This window comes from Devosia sp. XGJD_8 (assembly GCF_046614475.1).
Taxonomy (GTDB): domain Bacteria; phylum Pseudomonadota; class Alphaproteobacteria; order Rhizobiales; family Devosiaceae; genus Devosia.
In genome coordinates this window covers 268,060-280,774 of the sequence record NZ_JBKJHF010000003.1, presented here as the reverse complement: position 1 = coordinate 280,774, position 12,715 = coordinate 268,060, and the positions used below count along the sequence as shown (strand labels likewise).

Below are 12,715 nucleotides of genomic sequence, written 5' to 3'. Positions count from 1 at the left end.
TGTTCAGGCCATTTGTCAAATCTTTACAGCAACGAAGTGAGGAGACTTTAGCATGAGCCCGTCGATCAGCGAGCGCGAGGAATATCTGACCATCATCGCCCCCACGGCCGTGCAGGCCATGGAACAGTTCAAGGCCCGCGGGCTGGACGCGCAGGGCTATGCCATTGCCGGCAAGATCGGCCGCCACCAGTTTTCGCTGGTCGGCGGGGAGGGCAGCACGGAGCTGTTTTCCGGCAATGGCATGATCGCCGCGACGTTTTCGCGGAAGGTGCTGGGGTAGCTTCTTCCCCCTCTCCCCTTGAGGGAGAGGGTGGTTCTTCCGCGTCCAGCGGAAGAACCGGGTGAGGGGTGCTGCGCCATCCCATGCGTCAGAGCTGTTGATAGCGCAGGACCCCTCATCCGCCCTTCGGGCACCTTCTCCCTCAAGGGGAGAAGGGAAGACACCCCGTTTTGCTTCACGTGAATCACGAAATCCGCCGGCCCACCGGACCGGCGAAGCCATGTCCCAAGGAGGAGACCACCATGCTCGACAAGCCGATTTTCCCGACGCCCGACTATGCGCCCGATCGCTGGCGCAATATTGCCCGCACCTATAGCCAGGCCGATGTGGCGCGGCTGTCGGGATCGCTGCCGATCCGCCATACGCTGGCCGAGAATGGCGCCAAGCGGCTGTGGGAATTGCTGCATAGCGAGGATTTCGTGCCGACGCTGGGCACCTTTACCGGCAACCAGGCGGTGCAGCAGGTCAAGGCCGGGCTCAAGGCGATCTATCTTTCCGGCTGGCAGGTCGCGGCGGACGCCAATACGTCGGGCAATATGTATCCCGACCAGAGCCTTTATCCGGTCGACAGCGTGCCAAGCGTGGTCAAGCGCATCAACAAGGCGCTGCAGCGGGCCGACCAGATCCAGACCATGGAACAGGCGGACGGCGTGGCGACGACCGATCTCGACTTCTTCGTGCCGATCATTGCCGATGCCGAGGCCGGCTTTGGCGGCGCGCTCAATGTGTTCGAGCTGATGAAGGCGATGATCGAAGCCGGCGCGGCTGCCGTGCATTTCGAGGACCAGCTCGCCTCGGAAAAGAAGTGCGGGCATCTGGGCGGCAAGGTGCTGGTGCCGACGAGCCAGTTCATCCGCACGCTCAATGCGGCGCGGCTGGCGGCGGATGTCATGGGCGTGCCGACGCTGATCATGGCGCGCACCGATGCGGAAGCGGCGCGGCTGATCACCTCGGATATCGACCCCTATGACGCGCCCTTTGTCAGCAAGGAGCGCACGGCCGAGGGCTTCTACCAGCTCAAGGGCGGCATCGACGCCGCCATTGCCCGCGGCATCGCCTATGCGCCCTATGCGGACCTGATCTGGTGCGAGACCTCCAAGCCGGACCTGGCGGAGGCGAAGAAGTTTGCCGAGGCGGTGCGCAAGGCGCATCCCGAGCAGATGCTGGCCTATAACTGCTCGCCCAGCTTCAACTGGGCCAAGCACATGGACGAGGCCGCCATGGCCAGCTTCCAGCGCGAAATCGCCGCCATGGGCTACAAGTACCAGTTCATCACGCTGGCGGGCTTCCACAATCTCAGCCTCACCACGTTCGAACTGGCCCGCGCCTACAAGCAGGACGGCATGGCCGGCTATAGCCGCCTGCAGCAGGCCGAATTCGCCGCCGAGGCGCATGGTTTCTCGGCGGTCCGGCACCAGCGCGAAGTGGGCACCAGCTATTTCGACGCCGTGGCCATGGCGGTGAGCGAAGGCAAGAGCGCGACCACCGCAATGGGCGAAAGCACGGAGACGGCGCAGTTCCACTGAGGGGCGATTGATCTCGCCCAACCCACCGGACCCACCCTCCCCCTTGTGGGGAGGGTGTCGACTGAAAGCTTTGTCTTCACCCAAAGGTGGGCAAAAGCGCGCCCAGCCAGCCGAAGGCCAGGGCAGCGAGGCCCAGCGTGTGGACCAGGGCAATGGTCCAGGTCATGGCGACGAAGCGCGGCTTGACCGTCTTGTGGCGATAGACTTCCTGCGCCGCCAGGCCACCGATAATGCCGAAGCAGAGGTCGACCACATGCAGGTTGGTCTCGCTGACGCGGTATTTGCCGGTCAGGGCATAGAGCTTGTCGAAGCGGTAGAGCAGGGCCGATGCCGCGCCCATGCCGGCATAAAGCAGGCCCAGCCAGACCGGGGCCCGGTCGCCGGCAATGGCCCAGAGAATGAGGAGCGTCATCAGCGTCGCGGCGGCCGTGCGCAGGCCGAGCTTGAAGCGCGACACCCCGCCCGAGCCCTGCCGGACATCGCGCAGGCTGGGCGATGGGGCTGGGGTGGTGGCGGTGATGATCACATCGATGGCCGAGGGGCGACCCTTGCGGCCGGTGCCGGTGGCGAAGGACATGGTGTCGCCGATGCGCGGCCGGGCGCCCGGCGTGACCTTGGAAATGTGGACATAATAGTCCCGCCCCGTGTCATCGCGCACGAAGCCATAACCGCTCTTGTTATTCCACTGAATCAGTTCGCCGGCTTTGCGCATCGTCATCCTGCTGGCACCTGACGGCGACAATTATGGGGCAGGAGGTTAACGCGGCTTCACCAATTGCAGTTTATTATTGATCGTCATTCGACGATGGGTTTAGGCTTGCCCCTGCGTCAACCTGACTTCAGCTGCTGCCATGTCCGAATCGGCCAAACGCTTCGTTCTCAATCAACTTGAAAAAGCCGGCGTCACGCTCAACGGCGCCGCCCCCTGGGACCCGCAGGTGCATGACGATCGCCTCTGGGCGCGGCTGTTGCGCGACGGCACGCTGGGCCTGGGCGAAAGCTATATGGAGGGCTGGTGGGATGCCGAGGCGCTCGACCAGTTCCTGTTCCGCCTGGTCAATGCCAGCATCCAGGATGCCTTTCCCAAGGACCTGGCGGTGATGTGGAGCGTCGCCCGCGGCCGGCTGCTCAACCTGCAGCGCCTGCGCGTCACCGAAGTGGGCGAGAAGCATTACGATATCGGCAACGACCTCTATGCCGCCATGCTCGACCGGCGGATGATCTATTCCTGCGCCTATTGGCAGGACGCCAGGGATCTCGACGCCGCCCAGGAGGCCAAGCTCGACCTGGTCTGCCGCAAGCTGGGCCTCGCCCCGGGCATGCATATCCTCGATATCGGCTCGGGCTGGGGCGGCTTTCTCAAATTCGCGGCCGAACGCTATGGCGTGTCCGGACTGGGCGTCACGGTCAGCAAGGAGCAGGCGGCCCTCGCCAATGAACGCAATGCCGGCCTGCCGGTCGAGACGCGGCTGCTCGACTACCAGGCGCTGGAGGGCAAATTCGACCGCATCATCTCGATCGGCATGTTCGAGCATGTGGGCTACAAGAATTACCGCGCCTATTTCGAGAAAACCGCCAGCATGCTGGCAGCAGACGGCCTGTTTCTGCTGCACACGATTGGCGGACAGCACTCCACGACGCATGGGGATCCGTGGAGCGAGAAATACATCTTCCCCAACGGCATGCTCCCCTCCATCGCCCAGATCGGCAAGGCCATCGAAGGTCGTTTCGTCATGGAGGACTGGCACAATTTCGGCGCCGACTATGACAAGACCCTGATGGCCTGGCACGAGCGGTTCGAGGCGGCATGGCCGCAGCTAAGTGCCTCGTATGACGCGCGTTTTTACCGGATGTGGCGCTATTATCTCAACGTCTTCGCCGCCCTGTTCCGCGCCCGCCACCTCAGCCTGTGGCAGGTGGTGCTGTCGCCCCGCGGCGTACCCGGCGGCTATGCCAGCATCCGCTGACACCGATTCACGTGAAACACTTATCCACAGGCTTATGCACAGGTCCTAAGCCACGCCCAGGTTGAGCCGATAGCTCAACGCCTCGGCAATATGGGGCCGCCCCACCGTCTCAACCCCGGCCAGATCAGCCAGGGTGCGGGCCACCTTGAGCACGCGGTGATAGGCGCGGGCGGAGAGGTTGAAGCGCTCGGCGGCCTGCAGCAGCAGGGTCTGGCTGTCCTTATCGGGATTGACCACCGCCTCGATCAGCGTCGGTCCAGCGGCCGCATTGGTGAAGACGTCGGGCGCGCCGTGTTCGGCGAAGCGCTGGCGTTGCCGGGCGCGGGCGCGGGCTACCCGCTCGGCCACCACGGCCGAGCTTTCGGCTGCCGCGGCAGGCGCGATCATGTCGGCGGCGGTGACGGCCGGCACGTCGATACGGATATCGATGCGATCGAGGAAAGGCCCCGAGACCCGGCTCTGGTAATCATCGGCGCAGGCCTTGCCGCGCCGGCAGGCGTGGCCCGGCGTGCCGGCCAGCCCGCATTTGCAGGGGTTCATGGCCGCGATCAGCTGCACACGGCTGGGATAGCTCACCCGAGCATTGGCCCGCGCAATCACCGTCTCCCCGGACTCCAGCGGCTGGCGCAGGCTGTCGAGCACGCTGGGGGCAAATTCGGGTAATTCGTCGAGAAAGAGCACGCCGTTGTGGGCCAGGCTCACCTCGCCTGGCCGCACCCGCAGGCCGCCGCCGACCAGCGCGGCCATGGAGGCGGAATGATGCGGCGCGCGGAAGGGCCGGCGATCGGAAAGGGCGCCATTGACCAGCTCGCCGGCAATCGACTGGATCATGGAAATATCGAGCAGTTCGCGCGGATCAAGCGGCGGCAGGATGGAGGGCAGCCGCGCCGCCAGCATGGATTTGCCGGCGCCGGGCGGCCCCACCATCAGCATATTGTGCCCGCCGGCTGCCGCCACTTCCAGCGCGCGCCGCGCCACCAGCTGGCCGCGCACTTCGCTGAGATCGGGCAGGGCCGTATTTGGCAATTGCCGGCGCGGGACGGGCCTGGCCGCCAGCTGATGACCGGTGAGGTGATTGGCGAGGGCCAGGAGGCTCTCGGCGGCGACGATATCAAGCTCTTCACCGGCCCAGGCGGCCTCGGCTCCCGAGGGCTCGGCGCAGATCAGCCCCAGGTCGCGGCTCTGGGCGGCGATGGCGGCCGGCAATATGCCGCCGACATGGGCAAGGCGCCCATCCAGCCCCAATTCGCCCAGCGCCAGATAGCCATCGAGCGCATCCTGCGGGATGGCGCCAATGGCGGCCATGATGCCCAGGGCGATGGGAAGGTCATAGTGGCTGCCTTCCTTGGGCAGGTCGGCCGGGGCCAGATTGACGACGATGCGCTTGGGCGGCAGGCCGAGGCCGGAGGCGATCAGTGCGGCGCGGACGCGCTCGCCGGATTCGTTGACGGCCTTGTCGGGCAGGCCGACCAGAATGATCTTGGGAATGCCCGGAGCGATCTGCACCTGCACATCGACCGGCACCGCCTCGATGCCCTGAAACGCCACGGTGGCGACGCGGGTGACCATGCCCAATTCCCCAAGCCCGTGGGCAGCTTAGCAAAGGCAATTTCGGCAAACAAGAACGTAAAGCGAACAAATTACGACCTGTTAACCACGCCCTTTGCCACAAAGGTAAACCTAATCGCTCATTAACCCGCCCATGTTGAATCAAAGGCTCATTTGTAGTCCTGCGTGAGTGGTTTCCTGATGTTTGCCAGCCGGCCTTTTCCCTCGTTTTCCACGATCGCAAAGGGCACGATCTCGGCCGTTCTGGCCGCAGTGCTGGTGGCGTGTTCCTCGGGCGGCGGGCTCTATGGCCCGATCCAGGGCGACAATCGCCCGCATTCGGGCGTCGACCGCGCCCGCACGCTGCCGATCCAGGGGATCGACGTGGCGCGCTACCAGGAAAATGTCGATTTCCGCCAGGCCTTTGCCTCGGGCATCCATTTCGTCTTCATGAAGGCGACCGAGGGCAAGGACTATATCGACCCCAATTTCCGCACCAACTGGGTGCGCGCGCGCGATGCCGGCATGCCGCGCGGCGCCTATCACTTCATGACCTGGTGTTCGCTGGCCTCAGAACAGGCAGTGTGGTTCGCCCAGAACGTGCCGAACGACCCCGATGCCTTGCCGCCGGTGCTCGATCTGGAGTGGAACAACCATTCGAGTTGCAAGGTCAAGCCGAACCGGGCCGATGCCCTGGAAAAGATCCGCTACATGCTCGACGCCATGGAGCGCCATACCGGCAAGCTGCCCATCATCTATACCGACATGAACTTCCACCGCGACATCATGGCGGGCGAGTATTTCCCCAATGCCTTCTGGCTGCGCTCCACCGCCGCCGAGCCGCATGAGCGCTATGGCAACCGCACGTGGACCTTCTGGCAGTGGACACAGACCGGGGTGGTGCGCGGCGTGCGCGGCGAGGTCGACCGCAATGCCTTCTATGGCAATCAGAACGACTGGATCACCTTCCTGCTGACCGGTTGCGATCCGCGCGCCATCGCCTCGCTGGGCCCGACCGGCCGTTGCCAATCAGCCAAGTAATCCGGGGACTTGCCAGCGATTCGCCACAGGTCTAGCCTCCGCTCGATATTGATCCGGGCACGTGGCCCGCAGCGAGGAGAAACGGGACCATGGCCAAAGGTCAGATGAAGAGCAACAAGGAAGCCAAGAAGCCGAAAAAGGACAAGATTGCCGCCGCCAAGCCGATCACGGGCCTGGGCTCGGGCAGCGCCGGCAACGCCAAGAAATAGGCTTTGATGCAGGATTGAACGAGGGGCGGCCGGCGCAAGCGGGCCGCCTTTTGCATGTCACGCCGCCGGGGCCTCGATCGGCAGCAGGATTTCGGAACGTGCCGTGGTCGTGGTGCTGGCACTGGCGGCCAGCATGGCCATGATGAAGAGCAGCAGAATGGCGGCAACACGCACTTGTCCGGTCCTCCAGGCAGGTCTGCCACCTTGATGGACTGCTTGCCCGGAGCCGGTCAACAACGGCGTTAAGACTTGCTTAACGCGACAATTTTCTGAAAATTCAACGGGTTGTCAGGTCGCGGCGCCGAGCAGGCCGCTGGTCCTGATGCCGTCGAAGACAAACTGCACGGCCAGGGCTGCCAGCAGAATGCCAACGACGCGCGACACCACGGCAAGACCGGTGACGCCGAGCAGGCGCTGGATGGGAATGGCCACCAGCAGCGTCAGCCAGGCCAGGAACAGGATCACCACGATCGCCGCCAGCACGGCCCAGAATTCGAGGTCGGTCCGCGTGCCAGTGGTCAGCAGGATGACGGCGCTGATGGCGCCGGGCCCGGCCAGCAGCGGCATGGCGAGCGGAAAGACGGCGATATCGTCGCGCGAGCGGGCTTCCACCTCTTCCTGGTCGGTGATGTCGGTGCCGCCGGAATGACGGGCAAAGACCATGTCGATGGCGATCAGGAACAGCAGCAGGCCGCCGGCGGTGCGCAAAGCCGGAATGGTGATGCCGAAGATGTCGAGGATCGGGTTACCCAGCACGCCGAAGAGCAGCAGGATCAACCCGGCAATGATGACGCCGCGCGTGGCAAAGGCAAAGCGCTGCTTGGCCGTGTTGTGCTTGGTGAGGGCGGCGAAGATGAAGGCGATATCGGCCACGCCCACGGTGGCAAACAGGGTCGCGAAGGCGACCAGAAATGTCGTGGTGGGCATGACGCTGTTCCCCCGCTGCGTCGGCTAGACCTAGCCGTTTCGCAAGAGCTTGCCCAGCCCCCGAGGCACTAGAGCATGCGCGCGCCGGTTGCCAGACAGGCCAGCAGGATCAGGGCGAGGCCGTCGATCCAGCCGCGCCCGCGCGTCAGCCACGCCGGCATGGGCCGTGTCGTGGGCAGGAAGCGGACAAGCCAGACCGCGCCATAGAGCACCCAGACGGCAAAGAAGGCCACCATCAGCAGGTCCGCCCAGCCGGAGCGGTTGAAGCCGACCATGACGCGGGTAATGCCGGCACCGAGCAGGATGGAGAGCAGATAGAAGCCGGTGACGAAAAGCGTATTGCGCCAATAGGGCAGGGTCAGCCGCTGATCGACCGGCAGGCTCCGGCGCCAGCGGCGGAACAGGAACCAGCCGAGGCCGGACAGGACCAGCCCAACCAGCAGCCACATCAGGCGCGGCGCTTTTCGATGGCGTCCCAGATCATGACGGCGATGTCCGGCCCGCCGAAGCGCTTGATCTCGCGGATGCCGGTGGGGGAGGTGACGTTGATCTCGGTGAGATAGTCGCCGATGACGTCGATTCCGACGAAGATCATGCCGCGCTCCTTGAGCGCCGGGGCGATGGTGGCGCAGATTTCGCGCTCGCGGGTGGTAAGTTCGCTCAGTTCCGGGCGGCCGCCGACATGCATGTTGCTGCGCGCTTCGCCATCGGCGGGTATGCGGTTGAGCCCGGCCACCGGCTCGCCATCGACGATGATGATGCGCTTGTCGCCCTTGCGCACGTCGGGCAGGTATTTCTGGATCATGAAGGGTTCGCGGTAGTTCTGCTCGAACAGCTCGAGCAGGCTCGCCAGGTTATGGTCGCCCTCCTGGATGAAGAAGACGCCGGCCCCACCATTGCCGTAGAGCGGCTTGACGATGATATTGCCGTGCTCCCTGCGGAAATCGTAGATCATCTCGCGGTCACGCGTCACCAGAGTGGGCGGCATCAGCTCGGGGAAATCGGTAACGAGGATCTTCTCGGGCGCATTGCGGACCGCGGCTGGCGGGTTCACCACGAGCACCTGGGGATGCAGCTTTTCCAGCAGGTGGGTCAGGGTGATGTAGTTCATGTCGAAGGGCGGATCCTGGCGCATATGGATCACGTCCTGGGTCGAGAGATCGACCCGGCGCGCCTCGCCCAGCGCGAAATGCTCGCCCTTGGGCTTGTCGAACACCTCGATCGGCTGGGCCAGAGCCGAGACCGTGTGGCCACGCAGCGCCAGGGTGTCGGGCGTGTAATGCAGCAGCGCATGGCCGCGTGCCTGCGCTTCTAGCATCATGGCGAAGGTGGAATCGCCGCGCGGATTGATGGTGGCGACATGGTCCATCTGGACCGCGACTTTGAGCGACATGAAAGCCCCTTAGCATAGCGTCGAGCGTAGATGACATGACGCGGGACGCCAGCCGATGCAAGGGGGCGGGCGCGAAGTTCTGCCGATTGGCACCTGTCACGATCGAGGCGCATGATGGCCCCACTGTTGCGGGGGAGGGCATCATGAAGATCGCGGCATTCAATGTGGAGAATCTGTTCGACCGGCCGAAGGCCTTCAATCTGGAGGATCATGCAAAGGGCGCGGCCATTACCGATGCGGTGGCCGAGCTCAATGTGCTGATCAACAAGGACGAATACAGCGCTGCCGACAAGGCGCGCATGCTGGTGCTGATCGGGGAGCTCAAGCTGACATCGAGCAACCCGCCTTTCGTCAATTTCCGCAAGATACGCGGCGCCTTCTGGAAGAAGCCGCGCAATGGGCCGCTTGAGATCGTCGCCAATGGCCGCGGCGACTGGGTCGGCTGGGTGGAGCTCAAGACCGAACACAACAATGCCGTGGCGGTGATGAATACCGGGCGGGTGATCAAGGAGGTCGGCGCCGATATCCTGGCGGTGATCGAGGCGGAAGATCGCGTGGCACTGATGCAGTTTTCCGACCAGGTGCTCAAGAAGCTGGATGGCGCGCCCTATGACGAGATCATGCTGATCGACGGCAATGACCAGCGCGGCATCGATGTGGGGCTGATGGTCACCAATGGCTTTTCGGTGGGGCTGATGCGCAGCCACATTGCCGACATGCTGCCCAATGGCGAGCGGGTGTTTTCGCGCGACTGCCCGGAATATCAGGTGATCACGCCGAGTGGGGAGATCATCTGGGTCCTGCCCAGCCACTTCAAATCCAAGTATGGCGGCAATGACCCCAGCTCGGTCAAAAAGCGCGCTGCACAGGCCGAGCGCACGGCCGAGATCTATGAGGCCCTGCGAGCGGATGGACAGGACAAGGTCGTGGTGCTGGGCGATCTCAACGATACGCCCGATGCGGCGCCGCTGCAGCGCCTGCTGGCACAGACCGACCTCAAGGAGGTGACCGAGCATCCCCGTTTCTCACCTGGCCAGTTCAGCGGCATCGGCACCTATGGCACGGGCAGCAAGGCGCACAAGATCGACTACCTGCTGCTCTCGCCGGCGCTCTTTGCGCGTGTGACCGCGGCGGGCCTGTTCCGCAAGGGCGCCTGGACCGCCTCGGGCCGCTGGGAGATGTTTCCCGAGCTGGAAAGGGACATCCATGCCGCCAGCGACCATCACCTGATCTGGGCGGACATTTCCGACTAGGCGCGCCCCTAACCGCCAAAGGCATCCTTGATGTGGCGCGGCCAGCGGCCGGGCGTGAGGAAGATGACGTCGAAGCGCAGCGGCGAGGCTGCCCGTGCCGGGTGGCGCGCCTGCCAATATTGCGCCGCGCGCAGGATGCGGGAGCGGTTGATACCCTCCAGCGTCTCGGCCTCGGTGGCGGCCCGGCTGCGCGCCTTGACCTCGACAAAGACCACGGTACCGAAGCGCTCGGCGATGAGGTCGATCTCGCCCACCGGGGTTTTGTAGCGGCGCGACAGGATGCGGTAGAACTGGAGGCGCAGGAACCAGGCCGCCAGCGCCTCGCCGCGATGGCCGCCGAGATAGGCGGCGATGCGCGCCTTACTCTTGGGCTTTGAGGGCGAGGGCGGCATCATAGACTTCCTTGCGCTTGAGGCCGAACTGCTCGGTCACCGCATCGACCGCGGCGCGCAGCGGCTGGTCGGCCATGGCGGCCAGCAGGGCGGCCTGCCAGTCGGCCGCATCGGGGGCAGCTGCTTCGGCGGCGCCGGCCACGACGATGACCGCCTCGCCCTTGGTCTCGCTATCGGCAAACTCGGCGGCCAGTGCCGGCAGGGTGCCGCGATGCACGCGCTCGAATCGCTTGGTCAGCTCCAGCGCCACGGCAGCCTGCCGTTCGCCCCAGGCCTCGGCCATGGCGGCCAGCGTATCGTCGAGCCGGCGCGGGCTTTCGTAGAAGACCAAAGTTTCACGTGAATCGCGCAGGGACTTGAGCGCATTGGCCCGGGCACCCGCCTTAGGGGGCAAGAAGCCGTGAAAGGCGAAGGCATCGGTGGGCAGGCCCGCCACGACCAGCGCCGAGAGCAGGGCCGAGGCGCCGGGAATGGGAAAGACCGGCTGGCCGGCCTCGGCCAGCGCCCGGATCAGCGGAAAGCCGGGATCGGAGAGCAGGGGCGTGCCGGCATCCGAGATCAGCGCGATGGCATCGCCACCGGCCACGCGCCGCACGATGTCATCGGCCTTGGCCCGTTCATTATGCTCATGCAGCGCGATGCGCCGCCCCTTGATGCCGTAGTGGTCGAGCAGGCGGGCCGACATGCGCGTATCCTCGCAGAGGATCACCGAGGCGGCGGCGAGGGTCTCGAGGGCGCGGATGGTGATGTCGCGCAGATTGCCGATCGGGGTCGCCACCACATAAAGGCCCGGCGCCAGCGGCGGCGCGGAAAAAGTGGAGCCGGCGATGAAATAGCCCGAATTGGTGTCAGCCATGCGCCAGAGTTCCGGTCGGTTGAGAATTGGTTAAGCAATGCGGTTCTAAATGTTAACAGTCTGCTAGCAAATCCGGGGCAAGCGTGACGGCACATCCAATGTCATGGCATGGCATAGCACAGGCCTTGGGCGCGGTGGCGCTGCTGGTGCTATCGGCCTGTTCACCCATCCAGCTGGGTTCGCGCACGCTCGATTTCGGCGCGCCTCCGGCCCAGACTATCCAAGCCCCGGTCACGATGCCAGCCGGGCCTTCGCAGAGCTTCGGGCGCGGACCGGTCAAGGTGGCGCTGCTCTTGCCGCTGAGCGGAGACAATGGCATTGCCGCGGTCGGCCAATCGCTCGCCAATGCCAGCCGCCTGGCCATCGCCTTCATCGAGGCCAATCCCAATATCGCGGAAAACATCACCATCACGCTGCGCGATACCGGCACGAGCGTCGCCGGCGCGACAGCGGCGGCCAGCGCGGCGGTCACCGATGGCGCCAGGCTGATCCTGGGGCCGCTGCGCGCCGACCAGGTAACGGCGGCCGGCGCCGTTGCCCACTCTGCCGGGCTGCCGCTGATCGGCTTTTCCAACAATCCGACGGCGGCCAGCCCGGGCGTCTACCTTTTGAGCGTCCTGCCGGACATGGAGATGAAGCGCTCGATGGGCTGGCTGATGGCGCAGGGCCGGCGCGGCATTGCCGGCGTCTTCCCCGCCACCGAATTCGGCCAGGCGCAGGAAACTGCCTTCCGGCAACAGGCTGTCGCGGCCGGCTTTGCGCCGCAGGCAGTCTATACGTTCTCGAACGTCGAAGAGGCACAGCAGATCGTCAACCAGGCGCTGCCGCTGATCCAGAAGGGGATGATCGACACGCTGTTCCTGCCCGACCGCGCCACCGCGCCAAGCTTTGGCGTGCTGCTGGGCCAGGCGGGGGTCAGTGGCGATGCGTTGCAGATTGTCGGCTCGGCCGACTGGGAGGGTGACCCCACCATCGCCACGGCCAGCCAGCTCAGCGGCGCGATCTATCCCACGGTGGACCCCGCCGGCATGCTGGCGATCAGCGCCGACTACCAGCGCCAGTTCGGCACCCAGCCGCATGCTCTGGCCACCATCGCCTATACCGCGACGATCCTGGCCAATGTGAACACGCTTTCCATGGCCAATCCGCCCTACAACCCTGCCCTGATGACCAGCCCGACCGGGTTTAACGGCCGCGACGGCGTGTTCCGGTTCCTGGGCAATGGCAAGAGCGAATATGCGCTGGCGATCAAGCGGATCGCGCCGGGCGGGGCACAACTGATCGAAGGGGCGAAGCTGTAGTTCTAACCTCTCCCTTGGGGGA

Annotated in this window: 13 protein-coding genes; 6 read left to right on the top strand and 7 right to left on the bottom strand. The window is 64.9% G+C overall.

What is annotated here, in order from left to right:
* The first annotated feature begins 52 nt into the window (after positions 1 to 52).
* Positions 53 to 280 carry a hypothetical protein gene (locus tag ACLI1C_RS20170; protein ID WP_411399364.1) on the top strand — a complete coding sequence of 76 codons (228 nt, stop codon included), beginning with the start codon at positions 53 to 55 and terminating at the stop codon, positions 278 to 280.
* A 242-nt stretch (positions 281 to 522) separates the two neighbouring features.
* Positions 523 to 1,806: an isocitrate lyase gene (aceA, locus tag ACLI1C_RS20165; RefSeq protein ID WP_411399363.1), complete on the top strand. Its 1,284-nt coding sequence runs from the start codon at positions 523 to 525 to the stop codon at positions 1,804 to 1,806.
* 76 nt (positions 1,807 to 1,882) lie between these two features.
* Here aceA and ACLI1C_RS20160 read toward each other — a convergent pair whose 3' ends face one another.
* The gene (locus ACLI1C_RS20160; RefSeq protein WP_411399362.1) at positions 1,883 to 2,524 is read right to left on the bottom strand and encodes a DUF1294 domain-containing protein; all 642 of its coding nucleotides are present in this window, start codon (positions 2,522 to 2,524) and stop codon (positions 1,883 to 1,885) included.
* Positions 2,525 to 2,657: 133 nt separating this feature from the next.
* Between ACLI1C_RS20160 and cfa the strand changes: the two genes are divergently transcribed.
* Positions 2,658 to 3,773, top strand: a complete 1,116-nt coding sequence (cfa, locus tag ACLI1C_RS20155) for a cyclopropane fatty acyl phospholipid synthase (protein WP_411399361.1) — start codon at positions 2,658 to 2,660, stop codon at positions 3,771 to 3,773.
* Positions 3,774 to 3,818: 45 nt separating this feature from the next.
* On the opposite strand, the gene ACLI1C_RS20150 is transcribed toward cfa, so the two are convergent.
* Positions 3,819 to 5,342, bottom strand: coding sequence for a YifB family Mg chelatase-like AAA ATPase (locus ACLI1C_RS20150; RefSeq protein WP_411399360.1), 1,524 nt, complete (start codon positions 5,340 to 5,342; stop codon positions 3,819 to 3,821).
* Positions 5,343 to 5,507: 165 nt separating this feature from the next.
* Here ACLI1C_RS20150 and ACLI1C_RS20145 point away from each other — a divergent pair, with 165 nt between their 5' ends.
* A complete protein-coding gene (locus tag ACLI1C_RS20145; RefSeq protein ID WP_411399359.1) occupies positions 5,508 to 6,362 on the top strand; it encodes a GH25 family lysozyme in 855 nt (284 codons plus the stop codon).
* A 497-nt stretch (positions 6,363 to 6,859) separates the two neighbouring features.
* On the opposite strand, the gene ACLI1C_RS20140 is transcribed toward ACLI1C_RS20145, so the two are convergent.
* From ACLI1C_RS20140 to gshB, 3 genes are all read right to left on the bottom strand, one after another.
* On the bottom strand, positions 6,860 to 7,498 hold the full coding sequence (locus tag ACLI1C_RS20140) for a MarC family protein (protein WP_411399358.1): 639 nt from the start codon (positions 7,496 to 7,498) through the stop codon (positions 6,860 to 6,862).
* A gap of 68 nt (positions 7,499 to 7,566) precedes the next feature.
* On the bottom strand, positions 7,567 to 7,947 hold the full coding sequence (locus ACLI1C_RS20135) for a hypothetical protein (protein ID WP_411399357.1): 381 nt from the start codon (positions 7,945 to 7,947) through the stop codon (positions 7,567 to 7,569).
* Positions 7,947 to 8,891 carry a glutathione synthase gene (gene gshB, locus ACLI1C_RS20130; protein ID WP_411399356.1) on the bottom strand — a complete coding sequence of 315 codons (945 nt, stop codon included), beginning with the start codon at positions 8,889 to 8,891 and terminating at the stop codon, positions 7,947 to 7,949. The genes ACLI1C_RS20135 and gshB overlap by 1 nt, the downstream gene beginning before the upstream one ends.
* A 143-nt stretch (positions 8,892 to 9,034) precedes the next feature.
* On the opposite strand from gshB, the gene ACLI1C_RS20125 reads away from it, so the two are divergent.
* Positions 9,035 to 10,144 (top strand): endonuclease/exonuclease/phosphatase family protein, encoded by a 1,110-nt coding sequence (locus tag ACLI1C_RS20125; RefSeq protein WP_411399355.1) that lies wholly within the window; start codon positions 9,035 to 9,037, stop codon positions 10,142 to 10,144.
* A gap of 8 nt (positions 10,145 to 10,152) precedes the next feature.
* Here ACLI1C_RS20125 and ACLI1C_RS20120 read toward each other — a convergent pair whose 3' ends face one another.
* Both ACLI1C_RS20120 and rsmI read right to left on the bottom strand, forming a co-directional pair.
* Positions 10,153 to 10,539: a YraN family protein gene (locus ACLI1C_RS20120; RefSeq protein WP_411399354.1), complete on the bottom strand. Its 387-nt coding sequence runs from the start codon at positions 10,537 to 10,539 to the stop codon at positions 10,153 to 10,155.
* Positions 10,505 to 11,392, bottom strand: coding sequence for a 16S rRNA (cytidine(1402)-2'-O)-methyltransferase (gene rsmI / locus ACLI1C_RS20115; protein ID WP_411399353.1), 888 nt, complete (start codon positions 11,390 to 11,392; stop codon positions 10,505 to 10,507). The genes ACLI1C_RS20120 and rsmI overlap by 35 nt, the downstream gene beginning before the upstream one ends.
* 83 nt (positions 11,393 to 11,475) lie before the next feature.
* Between rsmI and ACLI1C_RS20110 the strand changes: the two genes are divergently transcribed.
* Positions 11,476 to 12,693 carry a penicillin-binding protein activator gene (locus tag ACLI1C_RS20110; RefSeq protein ID WP_411399352.1) on the top strand — a complete coding sequence of 406 codons (1,218 nt, stop codon included), beginning with the start codon at positions 11,476 to 11,478 and terminating at the stop codon, positions 12,691 to 12,693.
* The last annotated feature ends 22 nt before the right edge of the window (positions 12,694 to 12,715 follow it).